The following is a 25,381-nucleotide window of genomic DNA, read 5'->3' on the forward strand; positions in this document are numbered from 1 at the left end:
GCACTCAGAGGTGTTCGAGTGGTTCGACGCCGGCGACGCGATAGCCGGCGACGGCGGCGCTCACGACGCCGACGAGCACGGCGAGCACGCCGCCGACGCCGAGGACGAGCGGCGGCGTGCGGACGAGGCCCTCGAAGCCGACGAGCATCGCCGCGAGTTCGCTCAACCCCTGTCCGAGCGGGACGGTGAGCGCGATGCCGATGGCGCCCCCGAGTAGGCCGATTGCGAGCCCCTGCACGGTGGTGATGGCGACGAGTGTCGTCTCGGAGACGCCGATGGCGCGGACGGCGGCGAGCGTCCGGCGCTGCTGGTAGACCAGCAGGAGGAGCAAGTTGACGGTGAGCGCGATGCCCGCGATGACCGCGAGCACCGTGAGCGTGAGGCCGCTCGCGATGACGAGCGCCTTCTGTCGGAGCACCGACTGCAGTTGCTCCTGATTCGTCCGGACGTCGTACTGCGGGTACTGCGCCTGTAACTCGGCGGCGACGGCCGACGGGTCCGCGCCCTCGACGGTGTCGATGGTGAGCATCGCGGCGCGATCCTCGCGCGCGGTGCCGGTGATGGTCTGGAGTTCGGAGAGCGGCACCGTCGCCGCGGAGGTGCCGAGGAAGTTGCGGAACGTCGGCGAGATGCCGACGACGCGCCACTCGTGTGACTTCGCGCCGACGACGGTCGCGCCGAGGTGGACGGTGTCGTTCACGCCGACGCCGAGTCGCTCGGCGGTCTGCGGGTCGAGGATGACCTCGCGCGTCATCGGGCCGTCGTAGCTCCCGCCCGCGTAGTGCGCGCGCCCACCCTTCGTGAAGCCCTCGCCGGCGGCGAGGTTCACCGCGCTCCCGCCGACGCCGGGCGTGCCCACGGCGACCATCGTCGAGAGCGAGGAGTTGTTCGCGCCGACGTAGACCGTCTGGAAGGAGAGCGGCACCGCCGTCCGGACGTCCTCGCGGGCGTGCAGTTCCTCCGAGAGAGTGTGCGCGCCCGTGATGCCGGGTTGGAAGCCCCCGACGCTCCCGGGTTGGAGTTGGAGCGGGCCGCCGGTCATCCAGAGGTCACGACCCGACTGGTCGAACTTCTCCTGTCCGGTCTGGACGACGCCGAAACCGACGCCCGCGAGGAGCGTCGCGGCGAGCACGGCGAGCACGACGCCAGTAACGGCGAGCGTCGTGCGCACGCGGTCCCGCCGGAGTTGGGCGAGCGCGATGCCGACGGCGGCGCGGAATCTCGTGAGCATTATTCTGTGGCGAGGTGGTCGAGGACGTCCGTTCGGGTGACGAGCCAGACGAGGTAGGGCGTCGCGAGCAGCCCCACCGCCACCGCCGTCCCGAGGCCGTAGGGCACGAAGACGAGCGGGTAGGCGGCGATGGCGCTGTCGGTGAGGTACTGCTGGGCGAGCGCGTTCGCGGCGAGGACGCCACCACCCCCGAGGAGCAACCCGAGGAGGCCGCCGAGCAGGGTGACGGCGACGGCTTGGGTCGCGACGACGACGCCGAGACTACGCGCCGGGAGACCGAGCGCGAGCAGCGTCGCGTACGTCGAGCGGTCGGCAGCGACCTCGAGGCCGAGCGCCGTCCCGACGAAGAGTGTCCCGATGACGATGGCGACGACGAACGCGGTGAGGGCGATGGCGAGTGCGAGTTTCGAGGTGCCGATGGCGGCGAGACTCCCCTGGTCGTTCGCGACGACGCGCGAGTGCGGGTAGACGGCGGCGAGGTCGTCCTTCACCGCGGGGGTGTTCGTCGCGACGACGAACTGGTCGGCGGTGTCGCTCGCCGTCCCGCCCGTGATCGCCTGCAGTTCGGCGAGGTGGACGAGGCCGACCGGAACCTGGCCGGCGCCCGAGGAGGCGCTCGCGCGCTGGACGCCGACGACGGTGAAGGAGGCGTTCGCCTGCCCGGCGACGCCCAGCGTGCTCCCGTTCGTGGCGTTCAGCAGGCTCGCGGCGCCCTCGGAGAGCGCGGCGTCGCCCGTCCACGTGCCGTTGTAGCTCCCGTTCGCGTAGTAGGGGTCGCCGGGCGTCAGGTTGCCAGTGGAGAGGCCGGCGACGGAGACGCCAGCCTGCGGGATGACGCCGAGGAGGACGACGTACTCGCTGGTGTTCCCCGACTGGAGGCGGACGAGGCTCGTCCGGACCGGCGTGGCGCTGGAGACGCCGTCGATGCCCGCGATGCGCTCGGCGGTCGGGTGGACGGCGCCGAACTGCGCGCTCCCGACGTCGATAGCCATCGTGGAGGCGGACGCGGACTCCGGGACGACCCAGTAGTCGACGCCGGAGCCGTAGACGGTGTTGCTGCTCGCGAGGCCGAGGCTGATGCCGGAGACGACGACGAGGAGCGCGATGGCGAGCGCGACGCCGGTGACGCTGAGGAGGACGCGCCGGCGGTTCCCGGAGCGCAGCCGCCCCCAGAGTCGCCGGAGGCCGACGCCGGCCAGCCCGAGGAGGCGGTTACGCATCGACCACCCGGCCGTCGCGGAGGTCGACGACGCGGTCCGCGGCTTCGAGTGTCGCGCGGTCGTGCGAGGCGAGGACGACCGCGCGGCCGTCCTCGGCGACGGTGCGGAACGCCTCCAAGATGTGTGCGCCCGTCTCGGTGTCGAGTTCGCCGGTCGGTTCGTCCGCGACCACGACCGCGGGGTCGGTGACGAGGGCGCGCGCGATGGCGACGCGTTGCTGTTCGCCGCCGGAGAGTTCGGGCGGGGTGTGGGTCGTCCGGTCGCCGAGGCCGACGCGCTCGAGGAGGTCGATGGCGCGCTCGCGGCGCTCGCCTTTCGGGACGCCGCGCTCGACGAGCGGGAGCGCGACGTTCGCGCGCGCAGTCAGCGTCGGGAGGAGGTGGAAGTGCTGGAAGACGATGCCCACCGAGTCGAGTCGGAGGCGCGCGCGTTCGCGCGTCGAGAGCCGGTCGGTTCGCTCGCCGGCGAGCGTCACGGACCCCTCGGTCGGGAGGTCGAGGGCGGCGAGGAGGTGGAGGAGCGTCGACTTCCCCGACCCAGAGGGGCCGGCGAGACCGACGATTTCGTTCGCGTGGACGTCGAGCGAGACGCCGTCGAGGGCGGTGACGGTCGGGCGCGAGGACCCGCGGGAGAAGAAGCCGGTGTCGCCGCGCGTGTACCGTTTCGAGACGTCAGTACAGGAGACGACGGCGTCGGCGGAGTCAGCGGAGGCGCGGCCGGACATACACTACTCGTGACATACGCACGGGGCGGCATAAGGGCCGCGGGTCCGCGAGCCGACCTCTAGTTCCAGGGGGCTTCGGGGAAGTCGACGAGGCGCTCCTCGCGCTCCATCTCGTCGATGCGCGCGATGTCCTCCGCGTCGAGGTCGACGTCGAGCGCGCCGTAGTTCTCGACGATGTGCTGTTTCGAGGTGGCTTTCGGGATGGCGGCGACGTTCTCCTTCGCGAGCAGCCACGCGAGCGACACCTGATAGGGCGTCGCGTCGTGTTTCTCACCGATTTCGACGAGCTCCGGAATGTCGGCGACCTCGCCGCGCGCGACCGGGCAGTAGGCGACGAGCCAGTGGTCGTCCTCCACGGCGAGCTCGTGGAGTTCCTCCTGCTGGAGGAGCGGGTGCATCTCGACCTGATGGGCGAAGACGGGCGCGTCCAGCGTCTCGATGGCGTCCTCGAGGAGGTCGGGCGTGAAGTTCGAGAGGCCGACGTGCCGAATCGTGCCCTCGCTGTGGAGGTCGTCGAGCGCGGGGAGCGTCTCGTCGGGGTCGTAGGTGTCGATGGGCCAGTGGACGTAGAGGAGGTCGAGGTAGTCAACACCGAGGCGCTCGAGGCTCGCGTCGGTCGTCTCGCGGACGTCCGCGGCACCGAGGTTGCCGGTGTCGAGTTTCGTCGCGAGGAAGACGTCGTCGCGCGCGACGTCCGCCTCCCTGATGCCGTCGCCGACGTACTGCTCGTTGTCGTACATCTGCGCGGTGTCGACGTGCCGGTAACCGACCTCGAGGGCGGTTTCGACGGCGGTCGCACAGGCGTCGGGGTCGGTGTTGCGGTACGTCCCGAGGCCGAGTCGCGGGAACTCGCTCATACGCGGTGGCTCGCCCGGCGGCCGGAAAACCCTGCGGGCTCCGGTAGCCCCGTCGGGCTTGCGGGTCGCTGACATGGTTGCCACCACGCTTTATTTGTCCGCGGACGAATCCAGTCGTGTATGTCCCGACGCAATCCGTTCGACGACATCGACCGGCTCTTCGACCGCCTCAACCGCCAGTTCGAAGAGGCGTCCCAGATGTTCGAAGGCGAGCAGGGCGGGCCCTTCGGCGGGTTCGCCGTCGACGTCGAGGAGACGGACGAGGAGTTCGTCGTCACCGTCGACCTCCCCGGGTTCGAGAAGGAGGACGTCGACGTCCGCGTGCAGGACCAGACGCTCGCCATCTCCGCCGAGCACACCGAGGAGTCCGAGGCGGAAGGCGAGGAAGAAGGACAGTACATCCGTCGGGAGCGCAGTAGCCGCTCCTTCTCGCGACGCCTCAACCTCCCCGAGCCCATCGACGAGGACGACGTCGCCGCGACGATGAAGAACGGCGTCCTCACCGTCACCCTCGGCAAGCGCGAGGAGTCCGGCGGCCACACCATCGAAGTCCAGTAACGACGGACCGCGTCGACTCGCGGCGACTGCTGTCGGTCTGCACCGATTCGCGTCGCGGCACCGCCGTGCCGCCGCGTCTCCACTACCGCTTCCTGCCCCCATCCCCACCGGGACCGCGAGCGGCGCCGCCCCCGGTCTCTCGGGTCGGCGCCCGCGGGCCAAACCGCTATATCGCGGACGGCCATAGGGATCGCGTATGAACGGCCGGACAGTGGCGAGTGTCGCGCTCACCGTCGTCCTCCTCGCCGCCTTCCGTCCGGCCGCACTCCTGCACGAACTCCACGGCGTCGCCGTCCCGCTCCCCGGCGGGTTGGGCGCAGTCGAGTTCGTCCTCGTCGGCCTCGTCGTGACACTCGCCGGTGTCGACCCCGCCGCGGCCGCCGCCACCGTCGTCGTCTACCGGCTCTGCTCCTACTGGTTCCGCGTCGCGCTCGGCGCGCTCGCGTCCGCCTACAGTGTCGTCGGCGTCCGGGAGTTGCCGACGGACATCGAGAAACTGGCGTGAGCGTCAGGCGTCGAGGACGCGCGTGAGGCGCGCATCGGGGTCAGGGTGCTCGACACCGTCGAGTCCGGCGACGGCGTCGAGGAAGGCGACGCGATAGCTCGCGGGCCCCTGATAGTCGCCGAACTCGCCGTCCGCGGCGGCTTCGCCGGCGACACCGAAGGCGAGCGTCCCCGCGAGTGCCGCCGTCGCGGCGTCGTCGAGCGCGCCCGCGAACGTCGCGAGCGTCACGCCGAGCATGCATCCGGTGCCGACGACGGTGCCGAGCATCGGGTCACCGGACTCGACCTCGTAGGCCGCCGAGTCGGTGGCGACGACGTCCGTCTCGCCGGAGGCGACGACCACGGCGCCCGTCTCGCGCGCGAGCGAGACCGCGGACTCCGCGACGTCCGCGTAGTCGCCGACGGACTCCACGCCTCGGACCTCGGCGTCACCGCCAGCGAGCGCACTGATTTCGCCGTAATTCCCCTTTACGACCGTGGGATCGAGGTCGGTGACGAGACGCTCGGCGACCCGGTCGCGGGTGGGCGTCGCACCGACGCCGACGGGGTCCACGACGAGCGGGACGTCGTGCTCGTTCGCGGCGCGGCCCGCAGTGAGCATCGCCTCCTCGCCGTCCTCGCTGACGGTACCCATGTTGAGGAGACACCCCTGCGCGCCCGCGACCATGTCGTCGACTTCGCGGGCGTCGTCGGACATGACGGGCAGGCCGCCCCAGTAGAGCGTGACGTTCGCGACGTCGTTGACGGTGACGGCGTTCGTCACGCAGTTAATCAGGGGTTGTTCGGCGGCGATACGGTCGAGCGTCTCGGCGACGGTGAAGTCAGTGGTCATGGGTGTTCTCGACGGCGGCGGCGAGTTCTCTCGTGGCTGATTCGGGGTCCTCGGCGGCCGTGATTTCGGAGACGACGGCGACGCCGTCCGCGCCCGCCCTGATTACCTCGGGGGCGTTCTCGGCGGTGATGCCGCCGATGCCGACAATGGGGACGTCGACGGCGTCGGCGATGGCGGCCACAGTACTGGGACCGATTTCGGCGTGTTCCTCGCGGACGTCCTTCGAGTCGGTGGCGTAGACGGCGCCGACGCCGAGGTAGTCCGCACCCGCTTGGACGGCGTGGCGGGCGGCCTCGACGGTGGAGACGGAGCGCCCGACGACGGCGTCGTCGCCGAGGACGTCGCGGGCGGCCGCAATCGGCAGGTCCTCGTCGCCGAGGACGTCGCGGGCGGCCGCAATCGGCAGGTCCTCGTCGCCGAGGTGGACGCCGTCGGCCTCGACGGCGGCGGCGATGTCCACGCGGTCGTTCACGAGGAACGTCACGTCCGTCTCACGGGTCTGCTCGCGGAGCGCGCGCCCGAGGTGGTAGCGCTCGCGCGCGCTCGTGCCCTTCTCGCGGAGTTGCACGACGTCGACGCCGCCCCGTATCGCGGCGGCGACCACGTCCTCGGTGGCGCGGCCGCGTGAGCGACTGCCCTGCGTGACGAGATACGTTCCGATATTCACAGGTTGTATCTATCCGTGGTTATCGGCGAGCCAAAAGCACTCGGATATCGGGACGGCCCGTCGCGACCGGCGAGGGCCGCAGTCGCCCGGAAAAACGCGTCAACAGCGAGACGCCATCTGCACCGCCACCTCGACGGCATCGACGAGACTCTGCTCAGACGCGACGCCCTCGCCCGCGATGTCGAACGCCGTCCCGTGGTCGACGCTCGTCCGGAGTATCGGCAGGCCGATGGTGACGTTCACGCCGGAGACGGCGGCGTCGCCCGCGAAGCCGAGCATCTTGATGGGGATGTGCCCCTGGTCGTGGTACATCGAGACGACGCAGTCGAACTCCCCGCGGGCGGCGCGCACGTACACCGTATCCGGGGATTCGGGGCCGACGGCGTCGATACCCTCGTCGCGGGCGCGCTCGACGGCAGGAACGATTTCCGCGTCCTCCGCGTCACCGAGCAGGCCGCCGTCGCTCGCGTGCGGGTTCAGCCCCGCGACGCCGACCGTCGGCGACGCGACGCCGAGGTCCGCGAGCGCGTCGTCGGTCAGCCGAATCACGTCAAGGACGCGCTCGGTCGTGACGCGCTCGCAGGCCTCGCGCAGCGGGACGTGTGTGCTGACGTGCGTGACGCGCAGGTCGTCCTCGACGAGCATCATCGAGTAGTTCTCGGTGTCCGTGTAGTCCGCGAGCATCCCGGTGTGGCCGGCGTAGTCGCTGCCCGCGAGCTTCGTCGCCTGCTTGTTGATGGGTGCAGTGGTGATGGCGTCGATGTCGCCGGCCTGCGCGAGCGCGATCGCGCGCTCGACGTACGCGAGACTCGCCGCGCCGTTGGCCTCACGGACCTCCCCGCGGACGAGGTCGTCCACGTTGTCCAAATCGAGCACGGGAATCCGCGCCGAGTCGAAGCTCGCGTCCGCCACCGCCGAAATAGCCTCGACGGAGAGAGTGAGGTCGCAGACGTCGATTGCCGCACGGATGACGTCCGCGTCACCGATGACGACCGGGCGAGCGACGTCGCACAGCGTCGGATAGGCCTTGACGATGACCTCCGGGCCGATACCGCCCGGGTCCCCCATCGTGATACCGATTCTGGGCGTGCTACTACTCATTCTCGGGCGTTAGCGCATCGAGGCACGTAACGATTGCCTCCGGGGAGCCGAACCCGCCGGCCTTCGTTATCACTGGGATGCCCGCGGCGACGCCGTCCGCGAACGTCCCCACCGGAATCCCTGCCTCGACTCCCGTGCCGGAGAGCGAGACGGCCGTCGCGTCGAACACCTCGAACACCGCGAGAGCGACGTCGCCGCCCGTCACGAACACGCCCGAGGGCGACGCGCGGTCGTGGACGCGGCGCGCGGCGCCCGCCAGCCCGTTCGACACGCGCTCCCGGATGTCGGCGGCGGAGAGGCCGCGCTCGCGGCCGGCCGCCAGCGTCTCCTCGACGGTCGCGTGCCGCGTCGCCGTCGTGAGAACGACCGGGTCACCCGCCGCCAATCGCGCCGCGGCGCGCTCGACCGCCGCCGCGTCACCGTCCCCGTCGAGGAGCGCGACCGGGTCCACGGCCACGACAGCCTCGGCCGGCACGCGTTCGAGTTGCGTGAGCGTCGTCTCGCTCACGCTCCCGACGACGCCGAGCGGCGCGCCCGACGCGGGTCGCGGCGTCGAGGGCGGCCTCGTCGCCACACCGTCGAGGACGAGGTGCTCGGCCAGCCCGCCGCTCCCGACGTAGAGCGCGTCTCGAGTGGCTCCGGCCGCCGCAATCGTCACCAGATGCTCGTCCGTGCGCGCGTCACAGACGACGACCGGTGCCGTCTCGCTCGCCGCCATCGCGTCCGCGACGGCGTCCACCACCGCGTCACGCCCCGCCTCGACGGTGTCGAGCGTGAGTGAGACGACCGGCCGGTCGACGAACAGGTCCCGAATCTCGGAAGACGCCGGACCCTTCTCGTCGCGCCCGTACTCGGTCTCCGCGACCGGCGTACCCGCGACGTAGTGGACGCCGTCGACCGTCGTCCGACCGGCGGACGGAAACGCCGGGGCGACCAGCGCGACTCCAGCGTCGGTGGCGTCGAGCGCCGCCGTCACCTCCGCACCGACGTTCCCGCGGAGCGTCGAATCGACCTTCTTGTAGACGCAGCGCGCGGCCACGCGCTCGACAGCGTCCGTCACGGCCGCCGCAGCCTCCTGCGCGCCGTCGTAGCGACTGTCCGTGTTGACGCTCAGCGCGTCGGCCTCGACGTCGACCGGGCCGTCACCCGGAAGCGTCGCGAGCACCGTCGTGTCGTGGCCGCGCACGGCGAACCCGTGTGCCGTGTCCATCGCACCCGTCAGGTCGTCGGCGACGACCCCGACGGCGTGCGACCTGCCGTCCTCGCTCATTCGATGCCGGAGCGTGCGCGCCGGCGTAGTTAGGTCTTCGCATGAATCGGCGTGGCCGCCGCTCGGAGCGTCCGCCGAGGCGTCGCGACCGCAGAAGAGTCCAACCGGCGTCGACTAGATCGGTTCCGCGCGGTACTGGACGCCCTCGAGGTGGTCGATGACGCCGTTCGCGTGGTCAGCCTCGTCCGCGATGGCCGCACCGCAGGCGGCGAGCGCGTCCTCGCGGTGGTAGACTGCGCAGAGCGGCTGGGGCCGCCCCTTCACCACCGGAACGGTCGTCTGGCCGGCGTCGCGCGCCGCCGCGAAGAGGGACGCGACGGCGTGGCGTCCCGGCGAGCGCCCGCCCGCGGAGAGCACCGCGACGTAGGGCGCGTCCGTCTCGTGGAGCGCACCCGCCAGTCCCGCCATCAGGCTGCCGGGCGTGCGCTCGCGGGCGAACTGGACGGTCGCGTCCGGCGCCGGCGTGGACGAGCCCTCGAGCGCACGCGCGTAGCGACGGCGCTGGTCGCGCCGACAACACACCACCACCTCGTCAACCAGCGGGGCGACGCGCTCGACGACGTGGTGGAGGCGACGGACGTCGGTCGACTCGGCCTCTGGCGCGCAGTGCGTGCGCCCGCTCGCGACGACGACGGCCGCGCAGTCCTCGCGCCCGATCATGCGATGTACCCCGCTTCCCCCATGAACGCCATCGTGAGCGAGAAGACGGTGACGAGCACCGCGACACCCATCTCGGCGTAGAGGACGCGTTTGCCCCAGCGATACCACGGTTCGTCCGGTTCTGTCTGGTCAGGCATCAGTCATCACCTCCTGCGGGAACGGAGCGGTCGGACCCCGACTCGGGGCCGAGCCAGCGTTCGCGCGACCCGATACCGTGTTCGCTCAGGTCCTGCTCCGAGCGCATCGCCCACACGAAGAACAGGGCGAACGGCACGAAGAACACGGCCGCGACGACCGCGTAGCCCGTGTGGATGTTCGGCACCCACCCGAAGACGAGCGGGTAGACGATGCCGCCCGCAGTCGAGACGCCGCCAATGAAGCCGGCCGCAATCCCGGGGCGCTCCTTGAACATCAGCGGGACGATGGCGAACACGCCGCCCGTCCCGAAGCTCACCGCGACGCCGAAGCCCGCGAGCACGACCACCGAGACCGGGAGGAGGCCCAGCATCCCGGCGGCGCTGAGCGCGCACATCATCACCGTGATGAGCACGAGCGCGGTCATCAGCCAGTGGACGCGCGGCGCGTAGTCCTGCTCGTCGGAGAGGAACGGGTACGGCGTCCATCCCTTGCGCTGCCAGAGGTCGGACATGTAGCCCGAGAACGGCCGGAAGAGCGACGCGTTGAACGACTGGACGGCCGCGAACGTCCCCGCCGCCGTCTGGATGGCGGCCGCACCCGTGAAGCCGAGGCCCGCGATCGCCTCCTCGAACCCGATCGCGTAGTAGGTCGGGAGCCACGAGTTCATCGCGATTTCGAGACCGAACGACATCGCGTAGGCGAGCATCAGCCCGATGGCGGCGAAGCGCGTCCAGACGTAGAGCGTATCCTTCACGCCCGAGTTCGCGCGCGCCGTCTCCGCCGTCTCGACGTCCTTCGCGGGCTCGCCGCGCCACTTGTAGACGACGGCGATGAGGAGCGCGACGACGCCGAGGTGGAGGAACGCGTCGCCGAAGTTCGTCCCGTAGAGCCGCGGGAGGACGAGCGCGCCGACGCCCGCGCCGGCGTTCCCGGTGCCCGCGTAGATCCCCTCGGCGGTGCCGATCTCGTGCTCGTCGAACCACTGGGAGACGTGCTGGATGCCGACGACGAAACTGATGCCCGCCGAGGCGACGACGAGGCGCTCGACGAACAGCACGTCGTAGCTCGACGCGAACGCCGACGCGATGCTCACCAGCCCCGAGTAGGCGAGGATGAACGAGAACGTGTTGTGCGCGCCGAAGCGGTCGGCCGCCCACCCCGCGATGACGCGACCGGGCGGCGCGAGCCAGAGCGCGCTCGACGCGAGGAGCGCGAGCGCGCCGGTCGTCAGGCCGAACGCGCCGCTGATGGACGTGCTGAACGCCGCCGTTGAGAACCACATCAGGAACGCCCAGAAGAACCCGACGGTGGCGATGACGAGTTGTTCGGTCTTCTTCGAGATCATTCGCGTGACGTGCTGGTGGTGTGGTTGTCGGTCACGTCCGGTTCGGTCGTCTCGACGGCCGTCGCGTCGTTCTCACCGCCCGTCGGCGCGGGGTCGGCGTGGAGTTCGGGCGCAACGTCCATCGGCGCGCAGGTGCTCGTGCGCGTCGCAGCGGCGTCCTCAGTCATCGCTCTCCGCGCCGAGGGGCGTGCCGTCCGCGGTAGTCGGGGCGGGGCCGTCGCCGGAGTCGAACGGGTACCACGACTGCTTCGCGTCGTAGAGGCACGGGTCCTCGTAGTCGGTCTCCGCGGGCTCGGTGAGCTCGGCGATGGTCTCGTGGCCAGTGGCCTCGACCCACTCCCGGAACGTCTGCTCGCCGTTGCGCAGCTCGACGTACGTCTCGATGAGGTCCTTCAGGAGGCCGGGCACCTCGTCGGCGGGGACGCGCTGGTGGACCCACTCGATGAACGTGGGGTCCTGCCCGATGCTGCCGCCGACACCGACGTCCATCGCCTCGACCATCTCGCCGTCCTTCCGGGCGCGCATCCCCTGCAGGCCGATGTCCGCACTCATCGCCTGCCCGCAGTCCGCCGTGCAGCCCGAGCAGTGAATCTTCAGCTGCGTCACGTCCTCCGGGACGTCGACGTTGCGCTGGAGCCACTGGAGGGTCTCGGCCATTCGAGTCTTCGTCTCCGCGAGCGCGATGGAGCAGAACTCGGTGCCGGTGCAGGCCATCCCGCCGCGCGTGAAGACGCTCGGGTTCGGCGAGTAGGTCTCGAGGAGCGGCTCCTCGAGGAGGTCGTCGACGCGCTCATCCGGGACGTCCATGACGAGGGGGTTCTGCCGGCGCGAAAGCCGGACTTCGCCGCTGCCGTACTCCTCGGCGAGGTCCGCGAGCTCGATGGCGTCCTCGGCGGGCATCCGTCCGACGGGCACGCTGACGCCGACGAAGCTCAACTCCTCGGTCTGGTCGTGGACGCCGACATGGTCGTGTGCGCCTTCGTCGTCGTGCTTGCCGGCGTTGTAGGTGTACTCGTCGCGGAAGTCGGTGCCGGCGTGCAGGAGCTCGAAGTCGAGGCGCTCGTCGAGTTCCTCGCGAATCTTCTCCGTCCCCCACTCGTCGACGAAGAAGCGCGCGCGGTTCTTGTTCCGGTTCTGCCGGTTGCCCTCCTCGTGGTAGAGTTCGACGAACGCGCGCACGGTGTCGTAGGCGTTCTCCGGGGTGACGAACAGGTCGAGCGAGCGCGCCTTCCGCGGTTCGCGTCCGCCGAGGCCGCCCCCGACGCGGACGTTGAACCCCTTCGTGTCCTCGCCGTCGACCGGCCGGTGGGCGGGTTCGAGCGCGACGTCGTTGATGGAGTCCTGCGCACAGCCCTCCGTGCAGCCGGTCACGGAGATGTTGAACTTCCGCGGGAGGTTCGAGAGGGAGTCGTCGCCCCGGATGCCCTCCTCGATCTCGTCGAGGAGCTCGCGCGTCGGGACGTACTCGTCGGCGTCCTTCCCGGCGACCGGACAGCCCGAGATGTTGCGCATCGTGTCGCCGCCGGCGGAGCGACTGGAGACGCCGACGGACTCGAGTTTCTCCCAGATTTCGGGGACGTCCTCGAGTTTCAGCCAGTGAAGCTGGATGGACTGGCGGGTGGTGTAGTCCACCCAGCCGTTGCCCCAGCGGGGGTTCTCGGCCGGCCCGACGGCGTAGTCGCGCGCGACCTCGCCGATGGCGCGGAGCTGGCCGGGCTTCAGCACGCCCCCGCAGTTGTTGAGGCGCATCATGAAGTAGCTCTCCTGCCCGCTGCGCTGGTGGAACAGCCCCCAGAACTTGAAGCGCGTGAACCACTCCTCGCGCTCGTCCTCGGGGATAGACTCCCAGCCTTCTTCAGCGAACTCCTCGATCTTCTCCCTGACCTCGTCGCCGTACATCTCGCCCTTGACGTCTTCCTTCTTGTGTGCCATGGTGGAGTGTTCTGAGCACGTGTGTCCACCAATATCTGAAATTGGTGAACTCTCGTGCGCCGATTACGGACAATCAGTATAGACTCGGAAGTAAAAACATTCTGTTCATTCGTCCTTCCAGTATCGGATTTCTATTGACTTCGATGAAGAGAACACGGAGAATCGGGATGTGTATAAGGTCTAGAAACGTCTAAAACGTCCCAATTGTCCAGTAGTAGTCTGTCGTGACCGCCGGTTCTTCGTGTTCGTCGGGTTCGTCCCTCAGAGCGCGTCGAGGACGTCGCGGGCGACCCGCTCGAAGGCCCGTTCGCGGGCGTCGGCGTCCTCGCCCGTCACGCCGACGACGACGTGACTCACCCCCCAGCGCTCGAGGTCGCGGAAGTAATCGCGGAACCATTCGGCACCCGCGCGAAAGCCCTGGTTGACGTGCTCGGGGTCCGCACCGGGGTCGTCCGCCAACTCGACCGTGCAGGTGGTGACGAACGGCGCGTCCGTGCGCGCGTGCCAGTCGGCGAGGTAGTCCCGGAGGGTGTCCTCGGGGAGGTGGTAGAAGAGCCAGCCGTCGCCGTGCTCGGCGATCCACTCGCGGGACTGCCGGCTGTTCCCCGTCACGAGCACCGGCAGGTCGCCCACGGTCGGTTTCGGCACGACGTCGAGCGTGCCGTCCAGCGTCCCCCAGCGTGTCTCGATTTCGGGGTATGCCTCGCGCCACGCCGCGCGCAGCACGCGCACGCTCTCGCGGAACGCCGCGCCGCGCTCGTCCTCCTCAACGCCGAACGCCTCGTACTCGGGCGGGCGGTCGCCGGACGCCACACCCAGCACGAGCCGGCCGTCGGAGAGGTGGTCGAGACTCGCCGCGTTCTTCGCGACGTGCACGGGGTGACGCAGCGGGAGGACGACGCTCGCCGTCCCGAGTGCGATGGTGTCGGTGCGCGCGGCGACCTGCGAGAGCCACGTCCACGGGTCGAACGTCTGGCCGGCGTCCCGGAACTTCGGCCAGTAGGTCGGGACGTCGCGCGCCCACAGGCCGTCGAACCCCAGCGCTTCGAGGTGCTCGGCGAGCGCGAGTTCGCGCTCGGCGTCCGGGCGCTCCTCGCTCGTGCCCGTGAGCGGGAACGTCGCCCCAACGGTCAACCCCTCGCCACCGAAGAGCCGCTCGTACCCTCGGTTCGGCGTCTCCATACGGTCACTCGGCGGCGCGCGCGGAAAAACCGCCGGACGCCGGCACGCGCCGACCCGACCGTCGCCCGTCGGCCCTCCACCACACTATTATACCACTACATTATATCGTGGCGTATGACGCCAGTAAACCCGACGTACCGCACCGTCGCGGGTGATGTCGCGTGACGCGCCGCCCCGCTCCCGTCGACTACCCCGTCGCGCTCACCATCGCCGGGAGCGACTCGGGCGGCGCCGCCGGCATCCAGGCCGACCTGAAGACCATGGAGGCCTGCGGCGCCTACGGCGCGAGCGTCGTCACGAGCGTCACCGCACAGAACACCCGGGGCGTCCACGGCGTCCATCACCTCCCGCCCGCCGACGTCGCCGCCCAGTTCGACGCCGTCGTCGACGACTACGACGTCCGCGCCGTCAAGACCGGGATGCTCGGCACACCGGACGTCCTCGAAACCGTCGTCGAGAAGGTGGCAGTCCTCGACGCGCCGCTCGTCGTCGACCCCGTCCTCGTCGCCACCTCCGGCGACGCCCTCGCCGACGACCAGGTCGAGGCCGCCTACGAGACGCTGTTCGCGCACGCGACGCTCCTCACGCCGAACGCCGACGAAGCCGAAGCACTCACCGGCGTCAGCATCGACTCCCGCGAGGACGCCGTCGCCGCCGGCGACGCCCTCCGCGAACAGGGCGCGGACGCCGTCCTCGTCACCGGCGGCGACCCCTTCGTCGACGACGACCGCGACACCGCCGTCGACGTCCTCGTCACTGGTGAAGGGACGCGCGTCTACGCGAGCGAGCGCGTCGACACCGAGCGGACCCACGGCTCCGGCTGTACCCTCTCCAGCGCCATCGCCGCCCGCCTCGCCGCCGGCGACTCGCTGGACGACGCCGTCACCGAGGGCATCGAGGCCGTCGGGCGCGCCGTCCGCTACCCGCACGCCGTCGGCGGCCCCACCGGGAGCGTCCACCACCTCGCGTCACTCCGCGACGACGCCGCCCGCTTCTCCACCCTCGACGCCGTCCGTGCGCTCGCCGCCGACGCGCCCGACGGTGCGGCCGTCGCGGGCGCGACGCCCTACGCGGAGTCGGAAGACGCCGTCGCTGCGCCGGACGTGACCGGCGTGCCGCGCTTCGGCGTCGAGAGCCGACCCGGCGAACTCCTCCTCGCCGCGCGCGAACACGACCCCGACCTCCGCTACGCCGCGACGTTCCATTATGACGCGCAGGTGCGCGAGGCTCTTGATGAGGGCCGGACGTGCGCACCCGACCCGTCGCTCTCGACGGCGGAACGAGTCACGCGTGCGTTCGAGACGTGTCCAGACGCGCCCGTGCTCGTCGACCCGAGCACGACTGACGGCGACGCCGCGACGGTGTTCGCCGGGGACGCAGAAGGCCTCCGCGAGCGCCTCGCGGCGCTCGACGCCTAAGCTACTCCTCGCGGTAGCCCGCGAGCAAGTCCTCGAGCAAGAGCGCGCGCGGGTCCGCCGGCGAGTAGCGCGTGTCAACGAGCTCCTCGGCGGTCTCCAGTTTCCCGCGCATCGCGAACTGTCGGACGCGCGCCGCCGTCTGCAAGAACTCCTCGTCCATCGACGCCTCCGCCGGGACGCCCTCCGTGGTGTCCTCGTGCTCCTCGGGGAACACCTCCGCGTGGAGTTCGTCGTAGTCCAGCATCTGGGGGTCGTACTCCTCGTCGACCTGCGCGAGGATGCACTCGACGGCGAAGCGCTGGAACTCCGAGCGGTTCGTGAAGAGGTCGCGCTCGACGAGTTCCTCCACGGCGTCGAGCACCTCCTCCGGGAACCGGACCGTCGACTTGACCATTCCTGTGGAGGGAGGCGTTGGAGCGGCGTAAAACTACCCCCTGGCCCTCCGCGGACACGGCACGCGTTCGCCGCCTCGCGAACCCTCTTTGTCCCCCGCGTCGAACTCCGTGCCTGTGACCGCCTACCTCACCGTCGACGACGCGCCCACCGAGACGCTCCCCGAGAAGCTCGAGGTCCTCGCCGAGCGCGACGTCACCGTCGTCTTCTTCTGCGAGGGCCGCCGCCTCGCCGACTACGCCGACCACGCCCTCGAGGCCGTCGAGGCCGGCCACGTCCTCGGGAACCACGCCTACTCGCACAGCCACGCCTCCGAACTCGACGTCGAATCGTTCCGCGACGAAGTCGAGCGCACCGAGTCGCTCATCGAAGACGTCTACGAGCGCGCCGACGCCGAACGCCCCGCGAAGCTCTTTCGCTTCCCCTACGGCGACCGCGGCGACGTGCAGGCCGACCGCTTCCAGGCGTGTCTCGCCGACCACGGCTTCGTCCCGCCGGAGCCCTCGGCCTTCGCCTACGACTGGTACGAGGAGGAGCACGGCGACGTCCGCGACTGGGGGTGGACGGTGAGCGTCGACGACTGGGAGGTCGACACGCCCGCAGGCATCCGGGAGAACGTCGCGGCGAACGCCGAGCGCATCGAGAGCGACCCCGACGATCTCCTGCTCTTCCACGACGGCGGGAACGGCGTCGCGGAGTTCGAGGCGTACCTCGACGCCCTCGCCGACTACGGCGTCACCTTCGGCGACCCGCTCGACCTCGTCTGACGCCGTGCGCGACGCGAGCGCACCCGGGTCACTCCGGCAATCTGTAAACGGCCATTCTATTCTTCACGTTCGACCACGCGGTAAGGTACTTTCGTGAACGAACACGAAAGTACCCGAGTATAGTGTGTACTTTCGTGCGGGAAAACCCCTATACGAGAGTGGAGTGTACACATATCCAAGCAACAGATGTCGAAGAGCAACCCCACCACCGAGAACGACGGGCAGTCGTCCACGACGTCGGAGTCGACGGGCGCGTTCCGCACGTCCGTCACCGACAATCGGGGTCGCACTCTCGACATCACCGGCCACCGCGGCCACTTGGCGACGGGCGTCGTCGACGACCTCACCGAGATGTACAACGAGTTCGGCCACGAGGACCGCGCACAGGGCCTCCCGCCGCTCGACACCGACGGCATCCGCTCGTGGCTCGAACGCCTGGGCGAGTTCGACGCCTCCCACCTCGTCGTCCGCCACGACGATACCCCTGCCGCCCACGCCGTCCTCGTCCCCGACGACGACCACGCCGGTGACGCCTGCGAGCTCGCCATCTTCGTCCATCCCGACTACCAAGGCGCACGCGTCGGCACCCACACGATGCGCGAACTCTTCGACTACGGACGCGAAAACGACGTCGAGACCGTCTGGCTCCACGTCGAGAAGTCGAACGCGCCCGCCGTCTCGCTCTACGAGCGCTACGACTTCGAGGTCATCACCGAACGCCCGCTGGAGTTCGAGATGCGCCGCGACCTCGCCGGCGGCGCTTAAACGTCGATGACGACTTTTCCGGTGTGCTCGCCGTTCCAGACGTAGCGGTACGCTTCGGGCGCGTCCGCGAAGTCGAACGTCTTGTCCACGACGGGTTCGATGCCGGTCTCGTCGATGGCGCGCGCCATCCGGTCGAAGGACGCGCGACTCCCGACGCTCACGCCGCGCACGCTACTCGCCTTCTGCAGAATCGGGCCAGGGTCGACGTCCGCCTCCTGGTCGGCGAGCACACCGATGAGGTGGACCTCGCCGTTGTACGTCACCGCCTGCAGGGAGCGCTCAAGCGTCCCCGCGCCGCCGACCTCGATAACGTGGTCGACGCCCACGCCGTCCGTCGCCTCGAGGACCGGTTCGTGCCACTCAGGCGTCTGCTCGTAATTGATGGTGGTCTCCGCGCCGCGCTCCGCGGCACGCTCGAGTTTCTCGTCGCTCGAGGACGTGACGATGGGACGCGCACCCATCGCGTCCGCGAACTGGAGGGCGAACGTCGAGACGCCGCCCGTCCCGAGACAGAGGACGGACTCGCCAGCGGTGAGGTTCCCGTGCTCGACGAGCGCCGTCCACGCCGTCAGCCCCGCACACGTCAACGTCGCCGCCTCCGCGTAGTCGAGGCTCTCGGGCATCTTCGGCGTGCCCTCAGCCGGGAACACCGCGTACTCCGCGAGCGTCCCCGGCCGGTTGCCGCCCGTCGCCACCTTCGTCTTCTCCGGCGTCCCGGGGCCGTCAACCCACTCCGGGAAGAACGGCGCGACCACCGAATCGCCCTCCTCGAGGCGTTCGACGTTCTCGCCGACCGCGACAACGTCGCCCGCGCCGTCGCAGAGCGGAATCATCGGGTAGGACTCGCCCGGATAGCCGAACTCCGTCGCCGCGATGGCGAGGTCGCGGTAGTTGATGGAGGCCGCCTCGATACGGACGAGCACCTCGCCGGGACCCGGCTCCGGGCGCTCACGCTCGACTTCCTCGAGTCCCTCGAACTCCGGGTCGACTTCCTGCAGTTCGTACGCGCGCATACACGACGAAATCGTGCCGGCGCGCGCTTGTAAGTCGGGAAGGCGTTGGATGTCGCCCCCTTCTCACTAAGCGCTCAGTTCCACGGTGCCCAGTCCGGGTCGGTTATCCGCCGTCTTTTTCCTGCTCGGGGTGCGCTCCGCGCACCGCTCGCAGCAAAAACACGGGAGAAAAAGGAGACGGGCATCGCCGGTGACCGGTGAAACTCGCGCTCCGCGCGAGTACGCTATCGCGACGGGTTCAGTTCCACGGTGCCCAGTCCGGGTCGATGATTCGCTCGCGCTCTTCGACGGCGTCGATGGCCGCGACTTCCTCCTCGGTCAGATCGAGGTTGCGCGCACCGAAGTTGGCGGTGATGTGCTCGCGGCCCGTCGCGCGCGGGACGGCGGCGACGTTCTCCTTCGCGAGCAGCCACGCGAGCGACACCTGATAGGGCGAGGCGTCGTGTGACTCCGCCGCCTCGACGACCGGGTCGAGGTCGGCAACGCGGCCCTGCGCGAGCGGCGAGTACGCGACCGCCCAGTAGTCGTGTTCGCGGGCGTCCGCCCGGAGTTCCTCCTGTGGGAGGAGCGGATGCATCTCGAACTGGTGGGCGGCGATGGGGACGTCGAGCACCTCGCGGGCCTCCTCGAGGTGTTCGGGCAGGAAGTTCGAGACGCCGATGTGCTCGACGAGGCCGTCGTCGTGGGCCTCCTGATAGGCGGTGAGCACCTCCTCAGCGTCGTAGACGCCGGTCGGCCAGTGGACGTAGAGCAGGTCGACGTAGTTCGTGCCGAGGCGTTCGAGACAGCCCTCGATGGCGTCGCGAACGTCGTCGGTGGACTCGGGGACGTCGTGGTGGACGGTCTTCGTCGCGAGGAAGACGTCGTCCCGGTCGACGTCGGAGTCGGCGATGGCGGCGCCGACGTACTCCTCGTTCTCGTAGACCTGCGCGGTGTCGATGTGGCGATAGCCGACGTCGAGCGCGGTCTTGACGGCGTCGTAGCGGCCCTCCTGGTCATTGTCCGTGTACGTTCCGAGCCCGATGCGGGGCATCTCGATGGCCATACGCATAGGTTGGACGACCGGCGGTTTGAACCTCCGGGCTCCGGCGAGGTGCCTGTCAGCCATCTTTTGTTTGAGAAGGGTTATTAGCCATCAAGACTAATCAATCAGCTATGACTATGGAGGGAGGGCCACGTCGAGGACGGCGCCGCGCCGGCCGACTCGTCGCCCGGACACCGTGGTGAACAGCGGTGTCTACTCCTTCACGATGATGGTCGTGGGGTGTATCGGGCTCTGCCTCGGGAGCGTCATCTTCCTCAGGGAGTTCATCGGCGAGCCCATCGCCGTCGTGCGAGGCACCGAGATCATCTCGGGGTCCGCGCTCACCGTCGCCGCCGTCATCATCGCGATGAGCTTCCTCACGATGGCGTTCGCCGCGTTCGTCTTCATGATCGCGCGCACGAAACACCGCCGGCACCTCCGGCACATGCGCTGACCCGCCTATCCGGCAGACTTAATCCGGCGTCGACGGTTGGTGCGTGCCGTGTCGAGTGACGAACCACCCGACGACGTCGACGCGCGTCTCGACGACGCCCTCGAACGCGTCGCGCACGGCGCCACCGTCTCCGTCCCCGGCATCCTCTGTTCGCGCGTCCTCACCGTCGCGTTCACCGCCGTCCTGACGAACGGCTTCACGCCCGCCGCCTACGGCGTCTTCGCGCTCACCCGACGGCTCGCGGACTTCTTGCGGGCGCTCGCGCTCGGCTTCCGCAGCGGCCTCAGTCGCTTCCTCCCCACCGCCGAGGGCGAGGAACGCGACGCCTACGTCTCCGTCGCCGTCGTCGTCCTCCTCGCCGTCGCCGCCGTCTTCGGCGTCGCGCTCTTCGTCGCCGCGCCCGCGATAACTACTTACACGGGCCACGGCGCGCGCTTCGAGGTGCTCCTCCGCGTGTTCGCGCTCGCGCTCCCCGCCACCGTCTGGCTGTTCACCGTCACCGAACTCCTGCGCGCGCTCGAAGCCGTCGGCCCGCTCACCCTCACCCTCCGCGTCGCCTACCCGCTCGCCCAACTCCTCGTCGGCGTCGTCGGCGCGTTCGTCCTCCACAGCCTCGTCGCCGTCGCTGTCGGCGTCGTCCTCGTCATGGGGCTCACCGGCCTCGTCGCCGCCGCGTGGGCCGCCCGCGCGCACGGCCTCCAGCCACGCCTCCGCGGTGCGGTCGTCGAGCGCGTCGCGCGGCGCTACCTCGAGTTCACCGTGCCGCTGTTCTTCGGCGGCATCGCGACGACGGTCCAGCGCCTCGGCTTCTACCCGCTCGCCGCCGTCCTCCTCACGAGCGTCGCCGCCGGCGTCTTCACCGTCGGCGTCGTCGTTGGGACGCTCGTCCGCCTCCCCCTCATGGCCATCAACCAGTTCATCCCGCCAGTCGTCGCCGCGCTCAACGAGGAGGGGCACCACGAGTCGCTGAAACGCCTCTACCACGTCACCTCGCGCCTCGTCCTCGTCGGCGTGACGGGGCTCGCCGTCCCCGCCGTCGTCTACCGGCACGCCATCATGGGCGTGTTCGGCGCCGCCTACACCGCCTACGCCGTCCTCCTCCCGGGGTTCGTCCTCGCGCAGTACGCCGCCTGTGCCGCGGGAAGCGTCGGCATCCTCCTCACGATGACGGACAACCAGCGCGCGCTCCTCGTCGTCAACGTCGCCGTCACGCTCGTCCTCGTCGCGACCGCGATTCCGCTCACCGCCGTCTACGGGCTCGCCGGTCTCGTCGCGAGCTACCTCCTCATGTTGAGCCTGAACAACGGCGCCGAAGTCGCGGTCCTCTACCACCTCGAAGGACTCCAGCCGTTCACGCGCCGCCACGCCTTCCCGTTCGTCGCCGCCGTCCCCTACGTCGCGCTCGCGCTCGCCGCGTCACTCGTCCTGCCCCGCGGCGTCGACGCGCTCGTCGGCACCGCGCTCGGTCTGCTCGCCTACGTGCTCGTCCTCCGGCATCTCGGCTTCACGCCCGCCGAACACCGCCTCGCCGCGACGCTCCGGGAGCGCTACCGGGCGGCGCTCGTGGACCGACACGAATAAGCGGGTTTCGACAGTACCGCCCGATATGGACATGAAAGACCTCGGGTTCGGCATCTTCGGCGTCGCAGCGCTCGCCGAAGTCGTCGCACTCGTCCTCGTTATCGTCGTCGGCGTCCAGTCGATGGCGCTGTTCTACGTCATCGGCGCCGCCGCCATCATCGCGCTCGCCGCGCTCGGCCTCTACACGCTCGAGGCGTGGCGTCACCCGACGTCCGACCACGAAGCGCACTCCGCGCACTGACGCGGAAGGAATCCTTATTAATCGAGCGGCGCCGAGTTACTAACCATGACCGTCGTCTCCATCTCCATGCCGGACGAACTCGCCGACCGCATCGACGAGTTCGCCGACGAACACGGCTACACCGGGCGTTCTGAGGTCGTTCGCGAGGCCGCGCGCAACCTCCTCGGCGAGTTCGAGGACAAGCGCCTCGAGGACCGCGACCTGATGGCCGTCGTCACGGTGCTGTTCGACTACGAGACGACGACCGTCGAGGAGAAGATGATGCACCTCCGCCACGAGAACGAGGACCTCGTCGCCGCGAACTTCCACAGCCACGTCGGCGACCACCACTGCATGGAGCTGTTCATCCTCGAGGGCCGCCTCGAGGACATCTCGACGTTCGTCGGGAAGATTCGCGCCACGAAGGACACCCTCACCGTCGACTACTCCGTCACGCCCGTCGACGAGGTCGGGCCCTTCGCCTAGCGTCTCTTACTCGCCCCAGTCGGTGCGTTCGAAGTAGTCGGCTATGGGTGCTGTCTCGACGCCGTACGCGTCCGCGAGCGCGTCGCTCGCCGCGCCGAGGAGCGCCCCCTCGTTCACCCACCGGTAGAAGGCCGTCTGCGAGCGCGGCGCGGCCGTCGGCGGTTGCGGGTCCGCGCGCACGTCACGGCCGGTGACGGTTTCGAGGACGTCCGCGACGTCGTAGAGCGAGTGCGTCCCGCTCGTGACGGGGAGACGGTCGGCACCCGATGGGCCGCCCGCAGTGGTGAAGACTGCGGCGGCGGCACGGCCGACGTCCCGCGGGTCCGTGAGCGCGGCGCGTGCGTGACCCTCGAGCGGGAACGCGAGCTGCCCCTCGGCCTCGACGGCGTCGCGGGCGCGCTCGAACGCGTCGAGGGGGACGCCCGCTCGGAGGGAAACGTGCGGGACACCCCGGGAGGAAAGGTCGGCGTCGACACTCGCGCGCACGTCGACGCAGCGGACGCCCGGCCGGTCGTCGGCGTGCAAGACCGAGGCGTGGACGGCGGGCGTGTCGGTGCGGTCGGCGGCACGGACGAGCGTCTCGCCCTGGTCGGTGGCGGCACGCGCCGACCCTGTGCCGACAGCGAGGAAGACGCCGTCCGCGTCGACGAGCGCGTCCTCGACGTGGTCGAGTTGGTCGCGCCGACCCCGAACGATATCGATACCGCGCTCGGCAAGCGCCGGTGCAGCGGGCGTGTCGGGATCGCGGACGAACGCGGTGACGTCCACGTCGGCGTCGTCGAGTGCGCGCGCGGCGGCGTAACCGTAGCGCTCAGTCGCGCCCGTGACGAGTACACGCATCGGCCGACCTACCGCGTGCGCCTTCAGGGCCCTTTCGGTTCGGTGCCCGCCGTCACCCGAACACCACCGCGTCCGCAGTATCGCGGCCGAACACCGGTATCTCCGGCGGAATATCCCCCGCCGAACACCACCCTGTCCGCAGTTCGTCCCTTCACCAAGTGAGGTACGGACGGATAAACGTTACTCATACCCCACCGTGTCCGCAGTAATTCGCGCGGAGGAGAGCGCGCGCCGAAACTGAGCGTGCTACTCGAAGGAGGTGAGCGACGCGTCCTCGTGGTCGTCGTCCGCCGCGTCGTCGGCCTCTTCGTCGGATTCCGCACTCGCGGTCGCTGCCGCGGCGACGTCCGGCATCACCTCCTCGGCGAGTTCGACCACGGACTCGTGGACGCCGACGAGTTCTACCGTCTCCGAGAGCGCGCTCAACACCTGCTGGACCGGCATATCGAGTTCGTACTCGCGGTACGTCCCGCCGCGGCGACCCTCGTTGCGCTCGGTCACGGAGATGATGCCGAGCATCGCGAGTTCGCTCAGGTGGTCGCGCATCCGACGCGGGACGAGCGGGTCGCGGTTCGCGAGCTCGGCGAAGCGCGTGTAGCGCGGCCGGACGTCGCGCGAGCGGATGGGCGTCTCACCCTCCAGGTCGTTCGTCACGAGCGCGTAGAGCACGAGGTGGCCGTGCTCGGTGAGGCCGCGAATCCCCTCCTCGATGCGGCCGCGTTCGAGCGCCGTCCGACCGCGGTCGACGTGGTCCTCGGTGACGGTAGTGGCTTCGTCGTCGCGCGCGACGTCGCCCGCCTTCATCAGGAGGTCGATGGACTGGCGGGCGTCGCCGGCGTCCTTCGCGCCGTAGGCCGCGCAGAGCGGGATGACACCGTCCTCGAGGACGCCGTCGTGGAAGGCGACGGAGGCGCGCTGCTGGAGGATGGCCTTCAGGTCGGTGGCGTCGTAGGCGGGGAAGTGAATCTCGTTCTCACAGAGCGAGGACTTGACCTTCGGGGAGAGGTCGTCGCGGAAGGAGAAGTCGTTCGAAATACCGATCAAACCGACTTGGGTGTCTTCGAGTTTGCCGTTCGCACGGGCACGGGGGAGTTGGTAGAGGATGGAGTCGTCGCCGATGTTGTCGATCTCGTCAAGGACGATGAGGACCGTGCCCCCGTGGGAGTCGAGGTCCTCCCAGAGCATCTCGTAGACGGTGGCGAGCGGGTAGCCGGTCGTGCTGATCTGGTTGTGCTCGGCGCGGAGTTCGTTCACGAGGTGCGTCGCGACCTGGTAGGAGGAGGAGAGGCCGTCGCAGTTGAGGAAGATGATGTCGAGGGAGATGTCGTCGTACTCCTCGGCGTCGTCGCGGAGGTGGTCGAGGAGGTAGCGCGTCGCCGCGGTCTTCCCGACGCCGGTCTTCCCGTAGAGGAAGACGTTGTTCGGCTGTTCGCCGTTGATGACCGGCTGGAGGGCGGAGGTGTAGGTGGAGAGTTCCTCGTCCCGCCCGACGAGTTCGTCCGGTTGGTAGTCCTCCCGGAGTGCGTCGCGGTCCCGATAAATGTCGGTGTCCCGCTCGAAGAGTCCCATGCGAATGGCACTGGACTCCGTCCACCATAAAACCACCGCGTCCGGAGTGTCCGGAGTGTCCGTAGCGTCCGCTGTTCTGGAGGTACTTGAACGAGAATCGGAGACAGATAAGGATATCGCTGAACACACCCCCTCCACTTTGTCCGCAGTAACGACGACGAGAGGGAGGGGGTGGGGACGGAGGTCTCTAGATAAGGAGAAAGATTGAAGACGGATAGAGAGAAACAGTAACCGCAATATACGCTGCTAGAATAGTTTGTTTAGTTACCTGTCTTTATTGTGTTTCTTATTGCTGTTTCCTTATCTCGGTGACCAACTTCTCTCAACCTCTCACCGTCCTGCCGTGGCAGTATTCTCCGCCTCTCTCGACCCCCACCCACCTTTGATTCCCGTTACTGCGGACACGGTGGGGTGAGTGTGTCCCACTCTTCCCGCCGTCGCTCGCCGACCGTAGAACAGCGGACACGGTGGTGTGTTGTGGACGCCTTCGTTAGCGGCTGCCCGCTCCCTCAATCGGTCATCTCCCGTCGGCGATCACACCACTCTATGCTTCTGGTGGCCAGCAACTCCCGAAAACTGCCGAGACGACTCGCTCGCCCTCGGAGTTACTCCGGACATGCCGGTGTCGTG

The 25,381-nt window shown here is 69.4% G+C and carries 28 protein-coding genes; 9 read left to right on the forward strand and 19 right to left on the reverse strand.

Features of this window, described 5'->3' with window-relative positions:
• Nucleotides 1-4: 4 nt before the first annotated feature.
• From ACQUS8_RS15305 to ACQUS8_RS15320, 4 genes are read right to left on the reverse strand one after another with little or no spacing between them, the layout of a single operon-like run.
• Nucleotides 5-1,231 (reverse strand): ABC transporter permease, encoded by a 1,227-nt coding sequence (locus tag ACQUS8_RS15305; protein WP_435102680.1) that lies wholly within the window; start codon nt 1,229-1,231, stop codon nt 5-7.
• Complete coding sequence (locus tag ACQUS8_RS15310; protein WP_435102682.1) at nt 1,231-2,451, reverse strand: FtsX-like permease family protein; 1,221 nt, start codon at nt 2,449-2,451, stop codon at nt 1,231-1,233. Before ACQUS8_RS15310 ends, ACQUS8_RS15305 begins: the two co-directional genes overlap by 1 nt.
• Nucleotides 2,444-3,175, reverse strand: coding sequence for an ABC transporter ATP-binding protein (locus ACQUS8_RS15315; protein WP_435102684.1), 732 nt, complete (start codon nt 3,173-3,175; stop codon nt 2,444-2,446). The genes ACQUS8_RS15310 and ACQUS8_RS15315 overlap by 8 nt, the downstream gene beginning before the upstream one ends.
• 59 nt (nt 3,176-3,234) lie before the next feature.
• Nucleotides 3,235-4,032, reverse strand: a complete 798-nt coding sequence (locus tag ACQUS8_RS15320) for an aldo/keto reductase (protein ID WP_435102686.1) — start codon at nt 4,030-4,032, stop codon at nt 3,235-3,237.
• A 120-nt stretch (nt 4,033-4,152) separates the two neighbouring features.
• Between ACQUS8_RS15320 and ACQUS8_RS15325 the strand changes: the two genes are divergently transcribed.
• Both ACQUS8_RS15325 and ACQUS8_RS15330 read left to right on the forward strand, forming a co-directional pair.
• The gene (locus ACQUS8_RS15325) at nt 4,153-4,590 is read left to right on the forward strand and encodes an Hsp20/alpha crystallin family protein (protein WP_435102688.1); all 438 of its coding nucleotides are present in this window, start codon (nt 4,153-4,155) and stop codon (nt 4,588-4,590) included.
• 196 nt (nt 4,591-4,786) lie between these two features.
• Nucleotides 4,787-5,095 carry a flippase-like domain-containing protein gene (locus ACQUS8_RS15330; RefSeq protein WP_435102690.1) on the forward strand — a complete coding sequence of 103 codons (309 nt, stop codon included), beginning with the start codon at nt 4,787-4,789 and terminating at the stop codon, nt 5,093-5,095.
• Nucleotides 5,096-5,098: 3 nt separating this feature from the next.
• Here the strand turns inward: ACQUS8_RS15330 and thiM are convergent, their stop codons facing one another.
• The 10 genes from thiM to ACQUS8_RS15380 form a co-directional block, all read right to left on the reverse strand.
• Nucleotides 5,099-5,926, reverse strand: a complete 828-nt coding sequence (gene thiM, locus ACQUS8_RS15335) for a hydroxyethylthiazole kinase (RefSeq protein ID WP_435102692.1) — start codon at nt 5,924-5,926, stop codon at nt 5,099-5,101.
• Nucleotides 5,916-6,593: a thiamine phosphate synthase gene (locus ACQUS8_RS15340; protein WP_435102694.1), complete on the reverse strand. Its 678-nt coding sequence runs from the start codon at nt 6,591-6,593 to the stop codon at nt 5,916-5,918. Before ACQUS8_RS15340 ends, thiM begins: the two co-directional genes overlap by 11 nt.
• 99 nt (nt 6,594-6,692) lie before the next feature.
• Nucleotides 6,693-7,694, reverse strand: coding sequence for a 4-hydroxythreonine-4-phosphate dehydrogenase PdxA (gene pdxA / locus ACQUS8_RS15345; RefSeq protein ID WP_435102696.1), 1,002 nt, complete (start codon nt 7,692-7,694; stop codon nt 6,693-6,695).
• Nucleotides 7,687-8,964 carry a four-carbon acid sugar kinase family protein gene (locus tag ACQUS8_RS15350; RefSeq protein WP_435102698.1) on the reverse strand — a complete coding sequence of 426 codons (1,278 nt, stop codon included), beginning with the start codon at nt 8,962-8,964 and terminating at the stop codon, nt 7,687-7,689. The genes pdxA and ACQUS8_RS15350 overlap by 8 nt, the downstream gene beginning before the upstream one ends.
• Nucleotides 8,965-9,078: 114 nt before the next feature.
• Nucleotides 9,079-9,624 (reverse strand): molybdenum cofactor guanylyltransferase, encoded by a 546-nt coding sequence (gene mobA / locus ACQUS8_RS15355; protein ID WP_435102700.1) that lies wholly within the window; start codon nt 9,622-9,624, stop codon nt 9,079-9,081.
• A complete protein-coding gene (locus ACQUS8_RS15360) occupies nt 9,621-9,761 on the reverse strand; it encodes a hypothetical protein (RefSeq protein WP_435102702.1) in 141 nt (46 codons plus the stop codon). The genes mobA and ACQUS8_RS15360 overlap by 4 nt, the downstream gene beginning before the upstream one ends.
• Nucleotides 9,761-11,107, reverse strand: coding sequence for an MFS transporter (locus ACQUS8_RS15365; RefSeq protein WP_435102704.1), 1,347 nt, complete (start codon nt 11,105-11,107; stop codon nt 9,761-9,763). Before ACQUS8_RS15365 ends, ACQUS8_RS15360 begins: the two co-directional genes overlap by 1 nt.
• Nucleotides 11,104-11,274 (reverse strand): hypothetical protein, encoded by a 171-nt coding sequence (locus tag ACQUS8_RS15370; protein ID WP_435102706.1) that lies wholly within the window; start codon nt 11,272-11,274, stop codon nt 11,104-11,106. Before ACQUS8_RS15370 ends, ACQUS8_RS15365 begins: the two co-directional genes overlap by 4 nt.
• Nucleotides 11,267-13,039 carry a nitrite/sulfite reductase gene (locus tag ACQUS8_RS15375; protein ID WP_435102708.1) on the reverse strand — a complete coding sequence of 591 codons (1,773 nt, stop codon included), beginning with the start codon at nt 13,037-13,039 and terminating at the stop codon, nt 11,267-11,269. Before ACQUS8_RS15375 ends, ACQUS8_RS15370 begins: the two co-directional genes overlap by 8 nt.
• A gap of 261 nt (nt 13,040-13,300) precedes the next feature.
• Nucleotides 13,301-14,221: a TIGR03571 family LLM class oxidoreductase gene (locus ACQUS8_RS15380; RefSeq protein ID WP_435102710.1), complete on the reverse strand. Its 921-nt coding sequence runs from the start codon at nt 14,219-14,221 to the stop codon at nt 13,301-13,303.
• A 161-nt stretch (nt 14,222-14,382) separates the two neighbouring features.
• Here ACQUS8_RS15380 and thiD point away from each other — a divergent pair, with 161 nt between their 5' ends.
• Nucleotides 14,383-15,639, forward strand: a complete 1,257-nt coding sequence (gene thiD, locus ACQUS8_RS15385) for a bifunctional hydroxymethylpyrimidine kinase/phosphomethylpyrimidine kinase (RefSeq protein WP_435102712.1) — start codon at nt 14,383-14,385, stop codon at nt 15,637-15,639.
• Between the two features lies 1 nt (nt 15,640).
• Here the strand turns inward: thiD and ACQUS8_RS15390 are convergent, their stop codons facing one another.
• Entirely contained in the window at nt 15,641-16,033 is a 393-nt protein-coding gene (locus tag ACQUS8_RS15390; protein ID WP_435102714.1) for a ribbon-helix-helix domain-containing protein, read from the reverse strand.
• A gap of 115 nt (nt 16,034-16,148) precedes the next feature.
• On the opposite strand from ACQUS8_RS15390, the gene ACQUS8_RS15395 reads away from it, so the two are divergent.
• Nucleotides 16,149-16,799, forward strand: a complete 651-nt coding sequence (locus ACQUS8_RS15395) for a polysaccharide deacetylase family protein (RefSeq protein WP_435102716.1) — start codon at nt 16,149-16,151, stop codon at nt 16,797-16,799.
• Nucleotides 16,800-16,985: 186 nt separating this feature from the next.
• Nucleotides 16,986-17,564: a GNAT family N-acetyltransferase gene (locus ACQUS8_RS15400; RefSeq protein WP_435102718.1), complete on the forward strand. Its 579-nt coding sequence runs from the start codon at nt 16,986-16,988 to the stop codon at nt 17,562-17,564.
• On the opposite strand, the gene ACQUS8_RS15405 is transcribed toward ACQUS8_RS15400, so the two are convergent.
• A complete protein-coding gene (locus ACQUS8_RS15405) occupies nt 17,561-18,577 on the reverse strand; it encodes a zinc-dependent alcohol dehydrogenase family protein (protein WP_435102720.1) in 1,017 nt (338 codons plus the stop codon). The two genes, ACQUS8_RS15400 and ACQUS8_RS15405, sit on opposite strands and share 4 nt — an antisense overlap.
• A gap of 238 nt (nt 18,578-18,815) precedes the next feature.
• Complete coding sequence (locus ACQUS8_RS15410) at nt 18,816-19,622, reverse strand: aldo/keto reductase (RefSeq protein ID WP_435102722.1); 807 nt, start codon at nt 19,620-19,622, stop codon at nt 18,816-18,818.
• Nucleotides 19,623-19,797: 175 nt separating this feature from the next.
• Between ACQUS8_RS15410 and ACQUS8_RS15415 the strand changes: the two genes are divergently transcribed.
• The 4 genes from ACQUS8_RS15415 to ACQUS8_RS15430 are packed head-to-tail and all read left to right on the forward strand — an operon-like array spanning nt 19,798 to nt 22,342.
• On the forward strand, nt 19,798-20,055 hold the full coding sequence (locus ACQUS8_RS15415) for a hypothetical protein (RefSeq protein WP_435102724.1): 258 nt from the start codon (nt 19,798-19,800) through the stop codon (nt 20,053-20,055).
• 48 nt (nt 20,056-20,103) lie between these two features.
• A complete protein-coding gene (locus tag ACQUS8_RS15420; RefSeq protein WP_435102726.1) occupies nt 20,104-21,636 on the forward strand; it encodes a lipopolysaccharide biosynthesis protein in 1,533 nt (510 codons plus the stop codon).
• Nucleotides 21,637-21,661: 25 nt separating this feature from the next.
• A complete protein-coding gene (locus ACQUS8_RS15425; protein WP_435102728.1) occupies nt 21,662-21,877 on the forward strand; it encodes a hypothetical protein in 216 nt (71 codons plus the stop codon).
• A gap of 45 nt (nt 21,878-21,922) precedes the next feature.
• Nucleotides 21,923-22,342, forward strand: coding sequence for a CopG family ribbon-helix-helix protein (locus ACQUS8_RS15430; RefSeq protein ID WP_435102730.1), 420 nt, complete (start codon nt 21,923-21,925; stop codon nt 22,340-22,342).
• A 6-nt stretch (nt 22,343-22,348) separates the two neighbouring features.
• Here the strand turns inward: ACQUS8_RS15430 and ACQUS8_RS15435 are convergent, their stop codons facing one another.
• Complete coding sequence (locus tag ACQUS8_RS15435; protein WP_435102732.1) at nt 22,349-23,182, reverse strand: NmrA family NAD(P)-binding protein; 834 nt, start codon at nt 23,180-23,182, stop codon at nt 22,349-22,351.
• Between the two features lie 246 nt (nt 23,183-23,428).
• The gene (locus ACQUS8_RS15440) at nt 23,429-24,751 is read right to left on the reverse strand and encodes an orc1/cdc6 family replication initiation protein (RefSeq protein ID WP_435102734.1); all 1,323 of its coding nucleotides are present in this window, start codon (nt 24,749-24,751) and stop codon (nt 23,429-23,431) included.
• Between the last annotated feature and the right edge of the window lie 630 nt (nt 24,752-25,381).

Source organism: Halarchaeum sp. P4 (assembly GCF_051195175.1).
In the GTDB taxonomy this organism is placed as follows: domain Archaea; phylum Halobacteriota; class Halobacteria; order Halobacteriales; family Halobacteriaceae; genus Halarchaeum.

Excerpts from the sequence above, each read along its gene's own strand:
- ACQUS8_RS15370 (WP_435102706.1), bottom strand. The coding sequence starts at position 11,274 with ATGACTGAGGACGCCGCTGCGACGCGCACGAGCACCTGCGCGCCGATG.
- ACQUS8_RS15410 (WP_435102722.1), bottom strand. The coding sequence starts at position 19,622 with ATGGCCATCGAGATGCCCCGCATCGGGCTCGGAACGTACACGGACAAT.
- ACQUS8_RS15315 (WP_435102684.1), bottom strand. The coding sequence starts at position 3,175 with ATGTCCGGCCGCGCCTCCGCTGACTCCGCCGACGCCGTCGTCTCCTGT.
- ACQUS8_RS15430 (WP_435102730.1), top strand. The coding sequence starts at position 21,923 with ATGACCGTCGTCTCCATCTCCATGCCGGACGAACTCGCCGACCGCATC.
- ACQUS8_RS15440 (WP_435102734.1), bottom strand. The coding sequence starts at position 24,751 with ATGGGACTCTTCGAGCGGGACACCGACATTTATCGGGACCGCGACGCA.
- ACQUS8_RS15390 (WP_435102714.1), bottom strand. The coding sequence starts at position 16,033 with ATGGTCAAGTCGACGGTCCGGTTCCCGGAGGAGGTGCTCGACGCCGTG.
- ACQUS8_RS15330 (WP_435102690.1), top strand. The coding sequence starts at position 4,787 with ATGAACGGCCGGACAGTGGCGAGTGTCGCGCTCACCGTCGTCCTCCTC.
- ACQUS8_RS15310 (WP_435102682.1), bottom strand. The coding sequence starts at position 2,451 with ATGCGTAACCGCCTCCTCGGGCTGGCCGGCGTCGGCCTCCGGCGACTC.
- ACQUS8_RS15360 (WP_435102702.1), bottom strand. The coding sequence starts at position 9,761 with ATGCCTGACCAGACAGAACCGGACGAACCGTGGTATCGCTGGGGCAAA.
- pdxA (WP_435102696.1), bottom strand. The coding sequence starts at position 7,694 with ATGAGTAGTAGCACGCCCAGAATCGGTATCACGATGGGGGACCCGGGC.
- ACQUS8_RS15400 (WP_435102718.1), top strand. The coding sequence starts at position 16,986 with ATGTCGAAGAGCAACCCCACCACCGAGAACGACGGGCAGTCGTCCACG.
- ACQUS8_RS15365 (WP_435102704.1), bottom strand. The coding sequence starts at position 11,107 with ATGATCTCGAAGAAGACCGAACAACTCGTCATCGCCACCGTCGGGTTC.
- mobA (WP_435102700.1), bottom strand. The coding sequence starts at position 9,624 with ATGATCGGGCGCGAGGACTGCGCGGCCGTCGTCGTCGCGAGCGGGCGC.
- ACQUS8_RS15375 (WP_435102708.1), bottom strand. The coding sequence starts at position 13,039 with ATGGCACACAAGAAGGAAGACGTCAAGGGCGAGATGTACGGCGACGAG.
- ACQUS8_RS15325 (WP_435102688.1), top strand. The coding sequence starts at position 4,153 with ATGTCCCGACGCAATCCGTTCGACGACATCGACCGGCTCTTCGACCGC.
- ACQUS8_RS15305 (WP_435102680.1), bottom strand. The coding sequence starts at position 1,231 with ATGCTCACGAGATTCCGCGCCGCCGTCGGCATCGCGCTCGCCCAACTC.
- ACQUS8_RS15380 (WP_435102710.1), bottom strand. The coding sequence starts at position 14,221 with ATGGAGACGCCGAACCGAGGGTACGAGCGGCTCTTCGGTGGCGAGGGG.
- ACQUS8_RS15405 (WP_435102720.1), bottom strand. The coding sequence starts at position 18,577 with ATGCGCGCGTACGAACTGCAGGAAGTCGACCCGGAGTTCGAGGGACTC.
- thiM (WP_435102692.1), bottom strand. The coding sequence starts at position 5,926 with ATGACCACTGACTTCACCGTCGCCGAGACGCTCGACCGTATCGCCGCC.
- ACQUS8_RS15350 (WP_435102698.1), bottom strand. The coding sequence starts at position 8,964 with ATGAGCGAGGACGGCAGGTCGCACGCCGTCGGGGTCGTCGCCGACGAC.
- ACQUS8_RS15320 (WP_435102686.1), bottom strand. The coding sequence starts at position 4,032 with ATGAGCGAGTTCCCGCGACTCGGCCTCGGGACGTACCGCAACACCGAC.
- ACQUS8_RS15425 (WP_435102728.1), top strand. The coding sequence starts at position 21,662 with ATGGACATGAAAGACCTCGGGTTCGGCATCTTCGGCGTCGCAGCGCTC.
- ACQUS8_RS15435 (WP_435102732.1), bottom strand. The coding sequence starts at position 23,182 with ATGCGTGTACTCGTCACGGGCGCGACTGAGCGCTACGGTTACGCCGCC.